13 protein-coding genes are annotated in these 15,067 nt (G+C 69.5%); 7 read left to right on the top strand and 6 right to left on the bottom strand.

Translation table 11 applies throughout. The features are described 5' to 3' along the window. The 3 genes from BM396_RS31020 to ybgC all read left to right on the top strand — a co-directional run. On the top strand, positions 1-150 hold a 150-nt coding region (locus tag BM396_RS31020), incomplete at its 5' end, for a Holliday junction DNA helicase RuvB C-terminal domain-containing protein (RefSeq protein ID WP_280142422.1). A gap of 368 nt (positions 151-518) precedes the next feature. Then, the gene (locus BM396_RS31015; RefSeq protein WP_043349102.1) at positions 519-1,244 is read left to right on the top strand and encodes a DUF4142 domain-containing protein; all 726 of its coding nucleotides are present in this window, start codon (positions 519-521) and stop codon (positions 1,242-1,244) included. Between the two features lie 90 nt (positions 1,245-1,334). Continuing rightward, entirely contained in the window at positions 1,335-1,787 is a 453-nt protein-coding gene (gene ybgC, locus BM396_RS31010; RefSeq protein WP_091995287.1) for a tol-pal system-associated acyl-CoA thioesterase, read from the top strand. Positions 1,788-1,892: 105 nt separating this feature from the next. Here ybgC and BM396_RS31005 read toward each other — a convergent pair whose 3' ends face one another. Further along, positions 1,893-2,681, bottom strand: a complete 789-nt coding sequence (locus BM396_RS31005; RefSeq protein ID WP_043349105.1) for an HpcH/HpaI aldolase family protein — start codon at positions 2,679-2,681, stop codon at positions 1,893-1,895. Between the two features lie 309 nt (positions 2,682-2,990). Here BM396_RS31005 and tolQ point away from each other — a divergent pair, with 309 nt between their 5' ends. The 4 genes from tolQ to tolB all read left to right on the top strand — a co-directional run bounded on the left by tolQ (position 2,991) and on the right by tolB (position 6,920). Then, positions 2,991-3,707 carry a protein TolQ gene (tolQ, locus tag BM396_RS31000; RefSeq protein WP_043349106.1) on the top strand — a complete coding sequence of 239 codons (717 nt, stop codon included), beginning with the start codon at positions 2,991-2,993 and terminating at the stop codon, positions 3,705-3,707. Between the two features lie 27 nt (positions 3,708-3,734). After that, on the top strand, positions 3,735-4,181 hold the full coding sequence (locus BM396_RS30995) for an ExbD/TolR family protein (RefSeq protein WP_043349109.1): 447 nt from the start codon (positions 3,735-3,737) through the stop codon (positions 4,179-4,181). Between the two features lie 9 nt (positions 4,182-4,190). Then, on the top strand, positions 4,191-5,516 hold the full coding sequence (gene tolA / locus BM396_RS30990; protein WP_043387948.1) for a cell envelope integrity protein TolA: 1,326 nt from the start codon (positions 4,191-4,193) through the stop codon (positions 5,514-5,516). A gap of 66 nt (positions 5,517-5,582) precedes the next feature. Next, positions 5,583-6,920 carry a Tol-Pal system beta propeller repeat protein TolB gene (tolB, locus tag BM396_RS30985; RefSeq protein ID WP_043387949.1) on the top strand — a complete coding sequence of 446 codons (1,338 nt, stop codon included), beginning with the start codon at positions 5,583-5,585 and terminating at the stop codon, positions 6,918-6,920. 210 nt (positions 6,921-7,130) lie between these two features. Here the strand turns inward: tolB and BM396_RS30980 are convergent, their stop codons facing one another. The 5 genes from BM396_RS30980 to BM396_RS30960 form a co-directional block, all read right to left on the bottom strand. Continuing rightward, on the bottom strand, positions 7,131-8,363 hold the full coding sequence (locus BM396_RS30980) for an MFS transporter (protein ID WP_043387950.1): 1,233 nt from the start codon (positions 8,361-8,363) through the stop codon (positions 7,131-7,133). Between the two features lie 37 nt (positions 8,364-8,400). Continuing rightward, complete coding sequence (locus BM396_RS30975; RefSeq protein WP_043353163.1) at positions 8,401-10,995, bottom strand: sensor histidine kinase; 2,595 nt, start codon at positions 10,993-10,995, stop codon at positions 8,401-8,403. A 375-nt stretch (positions 10,996-11,370) separates the two neighbouring features. Then, complete coding sequence (gene ahcY / locus BM396_RS30970) at positions 11,371-12,771, bottom strand: adenosylhomocysteinase (protein ID WP_043353165.1); 1,401 nt, start codon at positions 12,769-12,771, stop codon at positions 11,371-11,373. Between the two features lie 159 nt (positions 12,772-12,930). Then, positions 12,931-13,335 carry a hypothetical protein gene (locus tag BM396_RS30965; RefSeq protein WP_043353166.1) on the bottom strand — a complete coding sequence of 135 codons (405 nt, stop codon included), beginning with the start codon at positions 13,333-13,335 and terminating at the stop codon, positions 12,931-12,933. A 307-nt stretch (positions 13,336-13,642) separates the two neighbouring features. After that, positions 13,643-15,067: KUP/HAK/KT family potassium transporter (locus BM396_RS30960; RefSeq protein WP_043387951.1), on the bottom strand; the 1,425-nt coding region annotated here is incomplete at its 5' end.

Here is a 15,067-nt window from a genome sequence, read left to right as displayed (position 1 = left end):
ATCGAGCCGTATCTCATCCAGCGCGGCTTCGTGCAGCGCACCCCCCGCGGCCGCGTCCTCACCCGGCACGCCTACCGCCACATGCAGCTGCCGGAGCCGAAGCGCGAGACGCCGGGACAGTTCGGCTTCTTCGGAGACGACGCGCCGTAAGGCCCGCCGCCGACCTGCCCATGCATGGAGTTCGGATCAGCATTTCCCGCGGCTCATGCGCCGATTGCCCCGAAAAACGACGCTCCCGCGAAGAGGTTTTGCGGTGCGGCATCAGTAAGTCTCTGCGATGCAAGCCCTTTTGACGACGGTGCTCAAGCAATATTGCTAAGCTTAATTGCTGACTTGGACGAGGATCTGCACGAAAAAAGTGACGGATCTCATGGAACAGCGCCCAAACGCGACAGTTGTGGAGGCGACCGCGCTCAGTCTGCTGGGCGCCGGCAAGCCTGTTGGGATCGAGGCCCTGTCTCTCTGATCGCGACAGATCTTCGAGATCTCAAAAACAACGTCAGGGATAAACTTCCGCCATGAAGAAGCTTACGCTCGCCGTGCTCGGCCTGTCCGTCGCCGCCATCTCTGCGCCGGCCTTCGCGCAGGACGCCCTTCCGATCCGCGTGCTGCCCTTCGCCAATCAGGACGGCGTCGGCGCCGCTGCGACCGAGACGCCCGCCTTCCGGGCCGAGGCGCTCCGCTCGGATGCCGCCAGCATCGAGGCGAGCCGCATGGCCCTTCAGCGGTCGCGGAACCCGCAGGTTCGCAACTACGCCAACCGCGTCCTCGTCGAGCGCAAGGCGACCACCGACGCGCTGCTGCCGCCGAACACCTCGCTGTCGCGCAGCGGATCGGTCGTGTCCGATAACCAGGGCATCCGCACCGACCTGAGCAACCCAATCGGCCTCGTGCTCGCCCCGGTCACGGTGGCTGCCAATATCGGCACCGGCATCGTCGGCGGCGCTCTCGGCGCGGTCGGGCTCGTCGACAACAACCCGGCCGAGCCGGGCCGCCGCGTGGCCCTCGGTGACCGCGGCCAGGCGCGTCTGGCGCAGCTCCAGGCGGCGCGCAGCGGCCGGGCCTTCGACCGGACCTATATCGACCAGCAGGCCCGCTCTGACGCCCGCACCCTGGCGCTCTACGACGCCTACGCCAAGTCCGGCGACAACGCCCAGGGCCGCAAGTTCGCCACCGAGGCGCTGCCCTACATCGCCGACGAGCACGCCCATTCGGCGAGCCTCGCGGCCCGCATCGGCGGCTGAGCCGCGCGTCATCGCTGATCTGTGCGAGGGCCGCCCCCGGGCGGCCCTCGTCGTGTTGCGCCGTCGCTCAGGCCGTCGCTAAAGGAGCGCATGAGCGCGATCGAGCCCCACATGCACGAAACGGCCGAGGTCGATGGCCAGGGCCACCGGCTTGGCGTGCGGGTCTACTACGAGGACACCGATTTCTCGGGCTTCGTGTATCATGCGAGCTATCTGCGCTTCCTGGAGCGCGGCCGCACGGAACTCCTGCGGGAACTCGCCGGCGATCAGTCCGATCTGCACCGCGACGCCCGGGGTCTCGTGTTCGTCGTGCGGCGCATGAGCCTCGATTTCATTCGGCCGGCCCGGATGGACGATCTCCTGACCGTCGTCACCCGGACCCGCGCCCTGCGCGGCGCATCGATGCACCTGACCCAGGACGTCCGGCGGGGCGATGCCGTTCTGGTTTCAGCCGATGTGACAGTCGCTTGCGTCCGGGACGGGCGCGCCGTGCGTCTCCCGGACGCGCTCCGGCAGCGTCTCGCGCCGGGAGAGGCCGCCTGATCAGATTTTGCAAAAGCGGCCGCCGGCTCTGCGGCGGATACCCGGCATCAGCCAGCGCCATGAGCGGATCATGCGTCGGCTTGCCAATGCAAGCCTACCCGGAGCTCAGCCCGCCCGAGATGGATCGGCCTCGCACAGCACGCGGGCGAAGGCGTTGACGATGGTCATCGCGTCATACTCGATCGAGACCAGCTGGTAGCCCATCCCGACCATTTCCCGCGCCCGCGCAGGAGATGGCGCGAAGGCGCAGGGGATCTTGCCTGCCGCCCGGGTCTTGCGCGCGATCTCGCTGAGGGCTGCCGTCACCGCCGATCCCAGGGGATCGATGACGGTCCCCTGCGACAGGGCGATCGACAGGTCGGCGGGCCCGACCAGGATCCCGTCGATGCCCGGTACGGCGAGAATCGCCTCCAAGTCGGCGATCGCCGCCTGGGTCTCGCACATGGCGATCGTGAGGGCCCGGTCGTTGGCGCCTGCGAGATAATCCGCCCCGTTCCGGAGCCCCGACAGCCACATGGCCCGGTCCGGCCCCCAACTCCGCTGGCCCACCGGTGGGAATTTCGCGGCGGCGGCGAACGCCTCGGCGTCCGCTACGGTGTTGATCATCGGCGCCACGACGCCGGCGGCGCCGGCATCGAGCATCCGCGAGACCATGGCGAAGTCGCCCACCGGCACCCGCACCAGCGTCGATTTGCCGGCCAGCGCCACTTCCGTGATCGCCGCACAACAAGATTTGTAATCGTGGGTGCCGTGCTGTTGATCCAAGAGCACGGCATCGAAACCCGCGCGCGCCAGGAAGCCGGCCACCATCGGGTCCGCGATCATGGACCAGCCCAGGAACCGGGCCGGGCCGGTGGGCAGAAGGTCGGGCAAGCTGGGAACGGGGAGGGTCATGCGCGTCCTGCGTGGATCTCAGGGCTCTCGACTCGGCGCCGCTGGCGGCGACCATACGGGAGGCTCTTTCGGCAGGTCCAGCCCGAATGGCCCGGAAGCCCGCGTCCGGTGCCTCAGGATCGCCTGGATCGAAACCGATCCTTAACCCTGCCGCGCCCTTAACGGAGGCGATGCCACGGCGGGGCGCGGGGCCGCCGACGGCCCTTACTTTCGACAGATTCGCGGGCGACAGCGTTGATATCGCTCACGGATCCGACGGACGCGGGCCTCGCCCGGCGCATCGCGATCCGGAGCAGGAGATCTCGACGGATGAACCCAGCCGACGCGATGCAGGCCGCGCCTGTCGCCGACATGACGCTGCTCGGCCTGTTCCTGCAGGCCCACTTCGTCGTGAAGATCGTGATGATCGGGCTGCTCAGCGCCTCGATCTGGTGCTGGTCGATCATCGTCGACAAGACACTTCTGTTCCGCCGGACGAAGGCCGAGATGGACGCGTTCGAGGACGCGTTCTGGTCCGGCCGCTCCCTGGAGGAGCTGTTCCGCTCGTTCAACGACCGTCCGGCCACCGGCCTCGCCGCCGTCTTCGTCGCCGCCATGCGGGAGTGGAAGCGCTCCTTCGAGGGATCCGGCCGGCAGATCCAGTCGCTCTCGCAACGCATCGAGAAGCAGCTCGACGTCACCATCCACCGCGAGGTCGAGCGGCTTGAGTCGCGGCTCCTGTTCCTCGCTTCGATCGGTTCGGCCGGCCCGTATATCGGCCTGTTCGGCACGGTCTGGGGCATCATGACCGCCTTCACGTCGATCGCGGCCTCGAAGAACACGTCGCTCGCGGTCGTCGCTCCCGGCATCGCCGAGGCGCTGTTCGCCACCGCCATCGGCCTGTTCGCCGCGATCCCGGCGGTGCTCGCCTACAACAAGCTCCAGGCCGAGGTGACCAAGGCGCAGTCGCGCCTCGAGGGCTTCGCCGACGAGTTCTCCGCCATCCTCTCCCGCCAGATCGACGAGCGGCTGCCGCTCGCCGCCTGACCCGGCTGATCCAGAGGAGAATGATCCATGGGCATGGCAGCGGGCGCATCGCAGGGCGGCAAGCGCCGCCGGCGCCGGGGCCGCCGCGGCGGTCCCATCAACGAGATCAACATGACGCCGTTCATCGACGTCGTGCTCGTTCTCCTGATCATCTTCATGGTCGCGGCGCCGATGATGACCGTGGGCGTTCCCCTGGATCTGCCACAATCCAAGGCCTCCCCGCTGAATTCCGACGTGAAGCCGATCACCCTGTCGATCCGCCAGACCGGCCAGGTCTTCCTGGGCGAGGACGAGCTGACGGACGACACGATCGTGCCGAAGCTCATGGAGACCGCCAAGACCGGGACCGAGGAGCGCGTCTTCGTGCGCGGCGACAAGCGGGTCGATTACGGCCGCGTGGCGCAGGTGATGGCGATCGTGACCGGCGGCGGCTTCAAGAAGGTCGCCCTCGTCACCGAGCCTGAGCATCAGTAGGGCCGTCCCGTGGAGTTCCGCTTCGACCGCAAGGAACCGGGTGTCTGGATCTCAGCCGGCACCCATGTCGCGCTGCTCGCGCTGGCGCTCGTCAGCGTTGCGGCCCCGGCCCTGCCGGAGGCCCAGGAGGGCGTGCCCGTCGAGGTGATCACCGAGAACCAGTTCTCCGAGATCACCAAGGGTGAGCGGCAGGCCGACAAGCCGATGCCGAACGCGACGTCGCGGGCGGACCGCAAGGCCGAGAAGTTCGAGGATCGCGAGCCCGAGAACGCCAAGACCGACGCCCCCACCGCCCCTACCCGCACCGCCGAGATGAAGCTCGCCAACGCGGAGGAGATGCCGCTCCGCGGCGAGCCGGATCCGCAGGAGGCGGCTCAGGCCGCGAAGGCGGCGCAGGAGAAGCGCGACGCCGAGAAGGCAGCCGCCAAGGCTGCGGAGAAGGCTGCGGAGAAGGCCGCCGCGGAGAAGGCTGCGGCCGACAAGGCCGCCAAGGCCGAGGCGAAGGCCAAGTCCGAGGCCGCCGCTGCCAAGGCCGAAGCCGAGAAGCGCGAACAGCTCGAGAAGCTGATCGAGAAGCAGGAGGCCGAAGCCGAGGCCGCCGCGCAGAAGGCCGCCGCGAAGGCCAAGGCCGAGGCCGCCGCCAAGGCCGAAGCGGCCAAGGAAGCCGCGAAGGAAGCCGCCAAGAAGGCCGCAGACGCCAAGGCGAAGGCTGAGGCGGAGGCCGAGCGCCAGAAGGAGATCGCCGAGGCCAAGGCCGAAGCGGAGCGCGAGAAGGCGGAAGCCGCCGCGAAGGCCAAGGCGGAGGCTGCTGCCAAAGCGAAGGCGAAGGCCATGGCGGATGCGAAGGCGAAGGCCGACGCCGAGGCCAAGGCGCGCAAGCAGGCCGAACTCGCCGACAAGTTCAATGCTGGCGATATCCGTTCGATGCTGGCTTCGAAGGCGCCGTCGCAATCCACCGGCGCCACCGGTCATACGGTCCAGAAGGTGGCGGCGCTGGGCGCCGCGACCGGCACGGCGCAGCGTCTGTCGCCGTCGCTGCGCGACGCCTTGGTCGGCCTGCTCCAGCAGCAGATCGAGCGCTGCTACTCGGCGCCTCCCGGCGCGGCCCAGGGCGTGGTCCTGCCGGTGCTCGACATCCGCCTGAACCCGAACGGCTCGCTCAGCACCGAGCCGCGGATCATGCGCGGCGGGTCGAGCGCGGTGGATCAGTCGATCGCGCAGGCCGCGCTCCGGGCGGTGCGCCGTTGCGCGCCGTACAACATTCCGGCCACCTATGCGCCGTATTACAACGACTGGAAGGCCATCAACGCGGAGTTCGAGTTCACGGCGACCTGAGGTCTTCCAGCCCGCGTACCGCCGTCCCCGCGTCCTCGTCTGATCGTCACTCGGATCCGACCCATCATGCTGCACCTCCCCTTCGTCGGGCGTCTCCCGACGTCCTATGCCGCGCGCCTGATCGCGCTTCTCGTGATGCTGACGGGCTTCCTGGCGGGGCCCGCCCAGGCGCAGCTGCAGCTGCGCATCGGCGGCGGCAACTTCCAGCCGATGCCCATCGCAATCGCGGATTTCGGCGGCGACCCGAGCCTCGGCGGCCTTGTCTCCGGCGTGGTCACCAACAACCTGCGCCGCTCCGGCTATTTCACGCCCCTCGAACACGCCCGCTTCCCGGAGCAGCCGAACTTCGATGCCGCTCCGAATTTCGAGAAGTGGCGCGCCACCGGCGTCCAGGGGCTCGTCACCGGCCGCGTCGTCCGAGAGGCCGGCCGGGTCAAGGTCGAGTTCCGGCTCTGGGACGTGACCTCCGGCCAGCAGATGACCGGCCAGCAATACGGCACGGACGCCGCCAACGTCCGGCGCACCGGCCACCTGATCTCCGATGCGGTCTACACCAAGATCACCGGCCTCGGCCCCTGGTTCGACAGCCGCATCGCCTTCGTGGACGAGACCGGTCCGAAGGAGAACCGCCGGAAGCGCCTGATGGTCATGGACCAGGACGGCGCCAACGTCCGGGCCATCACCACCGGCGAGATGTCGATCGTGGCGCCGCGCTACTCGCCGGCCACGCAGGACATCGCCTTCATGGCGCAGGCCACCGGCCACCAGCCGCGGGTCCAGGTCATCAACCTGGAGACCGGATCGCGCCAGGCGCTCGGCAATGTCGACTCGATGAGCGCGAGCCCGCGTTTCTCCCCGGACGGGCGCAAGATCGTGATGAGCGTCCAGCAGGGCGGCAACGCCGACATCGTGACCATGGACATCGCCTCGAAGGCCCAGCGGTCGATCACCAACGGCATGGCGATCGATACCTCGCCGACCTACTCGCCGGATGGCGCGCAGATCGCCTTCGAGTCCGACCGCGGCGGCTCGCAGCAGGTCTACGTGATGGGGGCGGACGGCTCGAACCCGCACCGCATCACCTTCGGCGCCGGCTCGGCCTCCCAGCCGGCTTGGTCGCCCCGGGGCGACCTGATCGCCTATACCCGGCAGCGCAACGGCGGGTTCGCCATCTGCGTGGCGAAGCCCGACGGGTCCGGCGAGCGCGTCCTCACCGAGGGCTTCCACAACGAGGGCCCGACCTTCGCGCCGAACGGCCAGTACGTGCTGTTCTTCCGCGATCCGGGCGGTCAGGGCGGCGGCAAGCTGTTCATGGTCGACATCACCGGCAAGGTCGAGCAGCCGGTCCCGACGCCCGCCTACGCGTCGGATCCCACATGGTCCCCGCTGCTGGCGGGCCGCTGAGCGGCAGCCACCTCTCCCGATCCGCGGCGTCCGGTGGTGTCGGACGCCGCGGCTCCGCCCGTCATCGCGCGTGCCGTGCGGTGACCCAGGGCCGCGTCAGGTCCGCATGCGTGGCGCCGGCCTGGATCGCTGCGCTCGGCGCGCGAACACGGCGGCGACGCGGGCCATCGCGGACGACGCCGAGGCATCTCCGGCCGCGTCCCGATCTCGTCACCCCTGCACCATCAGCCGGTCGCGCGCCTTGAGGGCCGGGAACAGCCGGCCCCAGAGCAGCGCCACGCCGATCGTCGCGGCGCCCCCGACCACCACCGCCGGGACCGCCCCGATGGCGGCGGCCAGCAGCCCGGATTCGAACTCGCCGAGTTCGTTCGAAGCCCCGATGAAGACCGTGTTCACCGCCGAGACGCGGCCGCGCATGGCGTCCGGCGTCTCCCCCTGCACGAAGGTCTGGCGCACGTAGACCGAGATCATGTCGGCGGCGCCCGTGACGAACAGGCAGGCCATCGAAAGCGGCAGCGACGTCGAGAGCCCGAAGGCGACCGTGGCGGCGCCGAACACGGCGGCGGCCCGGAGCATGCGCAGCCCGGCATGGCGCCGCAGGGGGTAATTCGCCAGCAGCACCGCCATGGCGACCGCGCCGAAGGCCGGCATGCTCCGGAGCGCCCCGAGCCCGAGTGGGCCGACATGCAGCACCTCGTCGGCATAGATCGGCAGCAGTGCCGTGGCGCCGCCAAGCAGCACGGTGAACAGGTCGAGGCTGATCGCCCCGAGCACAACGGGCTGCGAGCGGATGTAGGCGATGCCGGCCGAGAGGGCCGCCCAGGTGATCGGCGGCCGCTCGCTCACCGCCGCCGGCCGGAAGCGGATCAGCAGGGTCAGGACGCTGGCCACGGCAAAGCTGGCCCCGGCCCCGCCGAACACCACGGCGGGCCCGAGGGCGTAGAGGAAGCCGCCCAAAGCCGGTCCCATCACGGAGGCGCTCTGCCACAGGGACGCGTTCCACGCGATGGCCGAGCTGAAAAGCGGTCCCGGCACCAGGGTCGGCAGCAGCGCCTGGAGGGCCGGGTTGGCGAAGGCCCTGGCGGTGCCCACGAGAATGACGAGGGCGTAGATGGGCCAGACGGCGTGCACGCCTGAGAGCGCGCAGGCGAGGAGGCCGAAGCTCGCCAGACTTTGGAGGGCGAAGGCGGCGGCGCCGACGAGGCGGCGATCGTAGGCATCCGCGACATGGCCGGTGATCAGCGCGCAGAGCACCGCTGGCAGGAAGCCCGCGAGGCCCACGAGGCCCAGCGCCAGGGCGGAATGGGTCACATCATAGACGAACCAGCCGATCGCCACGGCCTGCATCTGATAGGCGAGGCCCGTCAGGAAACGGGCCGCGCCGAACAGGCGGAAATCGCCGATGCCGAAGACGGCCCAGCCGGAACGATCGTGTGCGGACATGCTTCCTGCTGCGCGGGACCGCCGGAAGAAGCAAGCGCTACGGCGACGTGCGCCGGTCGGATGTCGCAGCCTCGAGCCGGCTCGAGGCCACGCTCAGACCGGGCTTGCGCGGCGGCGCCTGTGGCGGGACCGGGGGGCGCGATTCGGGGATCGGCTCGCGCCGGGGGTGCCCCGCGAGATCGGTGGGGAAGGTGCAGGTCACGCGGGTGCCGTTCCCCGGAGCGGTCTCCAGCAGGACCCGGCCGCCATGCAGCTCGACGAAGGACCGGACGATCGACAGGCCGAGACCGACACCGCGATGACGGGTGCCGAGGGTGTGGCTCTCGAAGCGGTTGAACACCGAATCGGCGATCTCGGGCGGCATGCCGCGGCCGTGGTCCCGGACGCTGAGGAGAAGTTCCTGCGCGGTGCGGCGGGCATGGACCTCGACGCGCTGGCCCGCATCCGAGAAGCCGACGGCGTTGGAGAGCAGGTTGAACAGGATCTGCCGGACCCGCTTCCCGTCCGCATGGACGCTGCCGATATCCTCCGGCACGTCGAGTGCCAGGGTGATGTGCGATTCCGCCAGCCGATCCTCGATGCCGCGCACGGCGGCCTCGATCGTCGCCTGGACGTCGACCTCTTCCCGCTGCAGCTCCAGCGAGCCGGCATCGATCGAGGCGAGGTCGAGGATGTCGTTGATGATGACGAGCAGCGCCGCCGAGGAGCGCATGATGTGGTCGGCATATTCGCGCTGCCGCTCGTTGAGCGCGCCCACGGTCTCGTCGCCCAGGAGCTGGGTGAAGCCGATGATGTTGGTGAGCGGCGAGCGCAACTCGTAGGAGACGTGGTGCACGAAGGTGTCGCGCAGCTGCGCGGCCTTCTCCAGGGCGTCGTTCTTCTCGGTGAGGGCCCGCTCGACGTTCACGCTCGCCGTGACGTCGATCAGGGTGAGGAGCGTCGCGCCCTCCGGGAGCGGCTGCGCCGCGCAGTCGAGGACGGTGCCGTCCACCACCTCAAGCCGGCACGCGCGGGCGGTGCGCGACTCGAGGCCGACCACCGCATCCCGGATATCGAGCCACGGCTCCTCGGCGGGCGCCAGGGTGCGGCAGGCGGCGATGACGGCGTCCACGTGCGGGCGGTCCTCGACCATGGCCGGGTCGAGCCGCCACACGGTGCAGAAGGCCCGGTTGGCGAGGGTCAGGCGCCCGTCCGCGCCGAACACGGCCACCGGCTCGGCCAGCGTGTCCAGGGTCTCGGCCTGCAGCCGCCGGAGGGCGTTGTAGCGCGACTCGGCGTTCAGGCGATCCGAGACGTCGTCGAACAGGTAGGTCAGGCCGCCCTGCGGGTTGGGATCCGCGACGACCCGCAGCGTCCGGCCGTCGGGCAGGTACCACCACGTCTGGTTCGCCTCCGCGGCCCGGTAGGCGGACAGCACGCCCTGCTTCCAGCCGCGGAAATCCGCATGCTCCTCGAGCTTCCGCTCTGCCCTGAGGTGATCGAGGATCTCGCCGTCCGACGGGCGGCCGTCCAGGAAGGCCTGATCGAGGTCCCAGAGCTGACGGTAGGCGGCGTTGTGGAAGATCAGGCGCTGCGAGACGTCGAACATCGCCACGGCGGTCGGCAGCTGGTCGAGGGTGCGGACGTTGGCGTTCATCTGCCGCTGCAGGTCGGCGCGCACGCTCTCGAGTTCCGACACGTCGATGGCGATGCCGACCCGGCCGGTCTCGAGGCCCGTCTCGAACACGTCGAGCATGCGCCGGTTGCCGGCCACGATGGCCGAGAGGCGCGGAACGCTTCGGGTCAGGCCGGCGAACCGGGCCGCCTCCTCGCGGGCGATGGTCTCCCGCGCCGGCCGGTCGAACAGCTCCAGGCCGGCATCGAGGGCCGCCTCGCGGCTCTCCGCCTCGACCGCCGCCACGTAGGCGGCGTTGACCCAGCTCAGGCCGCCGTCCCGGTTGCGCCGCCAGACCGGCTGCGGAATCGCGTCGAGGAGACCCGACAGGGCCGACAGCCCCCGGCGGGTCTCGTCCAGGGTCGCCCGCAGGTCGGCGATCTCGCAGCGCTCCTGGCTCGTCTCGCGCAGGCGCAGGAGCGCCCGTCCCGCCACGGCCTGCCCGTGAGCCTCGATGTTCCGGCCGGTCTGACTGCGCAGGCTCAGCGCGAAGCTCGTGCCCCGCGTCCGCAGGGTTTCCACGGCGGCCTCGACTGCGGTCGCGTCGGCGGCGACGAGCCAGGTCCCGAAGGCCAGCACCCGGCGGGCATAGCCCGAGGCCGGCCGTTCGCCGTGGATCGCAAGGCTGATGTCGCCCTCCACCACCGGTTCGCTGCGCTGATCCCAGGTCACGATGATCTGGCGCTCGGCGTTGAGGAGCATCTCGGCCCGGTCGTGGGCGCCGCGCAGGACATCGAGGGTCGCGGCGAGTTCGCGCTCGCGACGGGTCCACCGCCCGCGCTCGTACAGGTGGAGGAGCGACAGGATCACCGCGAAGGCTACGAGGCCGCCCAGGATCGCCAGGGCGGCCACGCTGTGGATCTCCCGCGCGGGATGTGCCGCGGCGGCCTCCGGCAGCTCGGCGAGCGCCGCGCTCGCCGTCATCAGGGCAAGTGCGCCCACGCCGATCCGAACGTGCGTCGCACGACCGACACCCATGCTTCGCCCCGCCCTCGCGCCCGATGGCGGTCCGGCCGGCGCGCGTCACCGCGCGGCGCGGAACGCACCGTTCCTGCAGTGATTCTCCCGAACCGCCGCAGCCCCGCCGATCTAAGATTCGCCCACACTCTACAGTGGGGCGGATTCGACCCGGAAGGGGAACGAAGCGTGGCCTTTGACGATGTCGGCATAATCACTCGTTAACGACACACAGAAGACACAGTTCGAATCGGCATCGAGTGCTTGACAAACGAAAAGGCCCGGCGCAGCGCGCCGGGCCTCCAGGATTCCTGCCAAACTGGCCGCTTGCCGGGACCGGACGGCGCGCCGCTCGGCCCGCGATCGGGGCCGTGCGCGCCGCCCGGAACGCCGGGCTCAGTAGCGGTAGTGCTCGGACTTGAAGGGGCCGTTCTCGGCGACGCCGATATAGGCCGCCTGATCGGGGCGGAGCTTCGAGAGCTTCACGCCGATCTTCTCCAGGTGCAGGGCCGCCACCTTCTCGTCGAGCGTCTTCGGCAGGGTGTAGACCTGTTTCTGGTACTTGCCCGGGTTGGACCACAGCTCGATCTGGGCCAGCGTCTGGTTGGTGAACGAGGCCGACATCACGAAGGACGGGTGACCGGTGGCGTTGCCGAGGTTCACCAGGCGCCCCTCCGACAGGAGGATGATGCGGTGGCCGTCCGCGAAGGTGATCTCGTCCACCTGCGGCTTGATGTTCGACCACTTGAGGTTCTTCAGGCCGGCGACCTGGATCTCGTTGTCGAAGTGGCCGATGTTGCAGACGATGGCCCGGTCCTTCATCGCCCGCATGTGCTCGATGGTGATGATGTCCTTGTTGCCCGTGGCGGTGACGAAGATGTCGGCGCGCGGGGCCGCATCCTCCATGGTCACGACCTCGTAGCCCTCCATGGCGGCCTGAAGCGCGCAGATCGGGTCGATCTCCGACACGAGCACGCGGCAGCCGGCGTTGCGCAGGGAGGCGGCCGAGCCTTTGCCCACGTCGCCGAAGCCCGCGACCATGGCCACCTTGCCGGCCATCATCACGTCGGTGCCGCGACGGATGCCGTCGACCAGCGACTCCTTGCAGCCGTAGAGGTTGTCAAACTTCGACTTGGTGACCGAGTCGTTCACGTTGATCGCCGGGAAGAGCAGCTTGCCTTCCTTGGCGAGCACGTAGAGGCGATGCACGCCCGTGGTGGTCTCCTCTGAGACGCCCTTGATGCTGTCGGCGAGGCCCGCGAACCAGCCCTTCGGCTTCTCGGCGAGCTTCCGCTTGAGGAGCGCGAAGAAGACCTCCTCCTCCTCGCTCTCCGGCTTGTCGAGGAAGGCGGTATCGCCGTTCTCGGCGCGCAGGCCGAGATGGACGAACATGGTCGCGTCGCCGCCGTCATCGAGGATCATGTTCGGCATGCCGCCGTCATGCCAGTCGAACAGGCGCGAGGTGTAGTCCCAGTACTCCTCCAGGGTCTCGCCCTTGACGGCGAAGACCGGGATGCCGGCGGCGGCGATCGCGGCGGCGGCGTGATCCTGGGTCGAGTAGATGTTGCAGGAGACCCAGCGGATGTCGGCGCCGAGCGCCTTCAGGGTCTCGATCAGCACGGCGGTCTGGATCGTCATGTGGAGCGAGCCGGCGATCTTCGCGCCCTTCAGGGGCTGCGCCGCGCCGTACTCCTCGCGGACCGCCATCAGGCCCGGCATCTCCGTCTCGGCGATCGAGATTTCCTTCCGGCCGTAATCGGCCAGCCCGATATCCTTGACGATGTAATCCTTGGCCATGAGTCGATGGCTCCGTGTTCGCGTTGCGGGTCGGGGCAATCCCATACCATCCCGCGACCTACGAAGCAATCAAGACATAAAGATGTCTTTATGCGTTCTGATCAGCGGGGCGGCCACGCGTGTGCCCGCCCCGCTCCGGATCAGGGTCGATGCGGCCGCTCAGCGGCTCGGCCGCGCCAGCCATCCGAGGCCGAAAGCCACGGCGGCCACGAGGGCGAGGGTCGCGCCGCGGTTCTCGTCCGCACGCGCCGCGAGGCTGCGGCCGTGGTGCACCGCGCGATCGCGGTAGTGATGACCGCGTTCGATCGCCTCGTCGGCCAGGGCGTGCCCGCGATCGCTGACCTCACGGAACCGGGCGCGCCCCTCCTCGACGAGGTGCTCGCCCCCGTGGCGCAGGTCGCGCACCGTGTCCCGGGCCTCGCCGTAGGCGTACTGAGCGGCGCCGGCCGCCTGATCGTAAGCGCCCTCGAACTGGTCGCCGGCCCGGCCGCGAACCGCGCCTGCGGCCGTCTTGACCCGACCGCGCAGATGGCGGACGCCGCCTTCGAGATGATCCCTGTTCATGCTGTCTCTCCGATCGGGCGCGCCCAAAGGGGGCGCGTCGCCTGTGTCGGGGCGGAACGACGGCGGACGGCTCCGGTTCCCCGCGGTGGGGCGGAGCGGCTTCAAGTTTCCGTGCTTCGGCGCACGCACGCCGGAAGCAGGTCCGGATCGGCGCGGAGCACAGGACGGCGGTCGCGCCAATCCCCGGGGCCCGATCGGTGGATCTCGACGGGCAGCCGGTCCGTCGATCTCTCGGTACGACTCGGCCTCTGCTGCCGCGCATCGCGACGGTGACTGTCCGGGTGGCGGGAATGTCTCGGGCGCCGGGCTAGATCTCGATCTCGGTGCCGACCTCCACGACCTGCCGGGTCGGCACGCCGAAGAACGCGCCGGTGCGCTCGGCATTGCGCTGCATGAAGGCGAACAGGTTCTCCCGCCAGGGCGCCATGCCCCGCTTGTCGTTCCGCGGGATGATCGTCTCGTGTCCGACGAAGATGGTCATGTCGTCGAGGATGTGCGGCGGTAGATGGCGGGATTCGACCGCGCATGCGAGGCCTTCCGGGATCGAGGCCTCCTCCATGAAGCCGTAGCGCAGGATCACCCGGTAGAAGTCCGGCGCCAGGATCGTCACATGGGCGCGCTGATCCCGTGGGACGGTGGGCGTCTCCTCATAAAGCGCCGTGATGATCAGGATCCGCTCCATCAGGGCGCGGTTGCGCTCCACGAAGCGCGAGAGGTGCAGCGGGATCCCGTGCTCCGCGGCCGAGAGGAACGCGGCCGTGCCCGGCAGGCGCAGAAGATCGCGGTGCTGGAGCCCGGTCAGGAATACGTCTTCCGGCAGGCGCAGGGCGGCCCGCGCCTCCTCGACCAGCTCGTTGCCCTTCTTCCATGTCAGCATCATCAGGGCGACGAGACCGGCGAGCACGAGGGGAAACCAGCCGCCCTCGAACAGCTTCACGCTGTTGGCGGCGAAGAACACGGCGTCGAGGGCGAGGAAGGCGCCGTTGACCGCGAAGACCAGGATCGGATTGTAGCCCCAGCGCAGCGCGATGAGCGCGGCGAGCAGCGTGGTGATGCCCATCAGCATCGACACCGCGATCCCGTAGGCCCCGGCGAGGGCGTCGGAGGAGCCGAACACCACCACCGCGGTGAGGGTCGCTGCGGCCAGGAGCCAGTTCACCGCCGGCACGTAGATCTGGCCGCGCTCCTCGTGCGCCGTCTGCACGATGCGCATCGCCGGCAGGAAGCCGAGCTGGATCGATTGCTGGGTCAGCGAGAACACGCCCGAGATGATCGCCTGCGAGGCGATGATGGTCGCCATCGTGGCCAGGGCGACCAGCGGCAGGTGTCCCCAATCTGGGCAGAGGCGGAAGAACGGGTTCTCGAGGGCGTCGGGCGCGGCGATCAGCAGGGCGCCCTGGCCGAAGTAATTGAGCATGAGCGCCGGGAGCACCAGCGCGAACCATGCGATGCGGATCGGCAGGGCGCCGAAATGGCCGAGATCGGCATACATCGCCTCGCCGCCGGTCACCGCCAGGAAGGCCGCGCCCAGCATCAGGAAGCTGACATGCCAGCCGGCATGGACCAGGAAGTCCACCGCCCGCAACGGGTTGGCCGCCGCCAGGATCTCGGGCTTGGCGATGATGCCGGCGATCCCGAGCAGCCCCAGCACCAGGAACCAGACGAGCATCACGGGCCCGAACACGCGGCCGATGGCGGCCACGCCCTTGTGCTGGACCAGGAACAGCCCGAC

Source organism: Methylobacterium sp. UNCCL125, assembly GCF_900116795.1.
GTDB classification, from domain to species: domain Bacteria; phylum Pseudomonadota; class Alphaproteobacteria; order Rhizobiales; family Beijerinckiaceae; genus Methylobacterium; species Methylobacterium fujisawaense.
The sequence above is the reverse complement of the archived record's forward strand: the minus strand, read 5'-3'. Positions and strand labels throughout refer to the sequence as shown.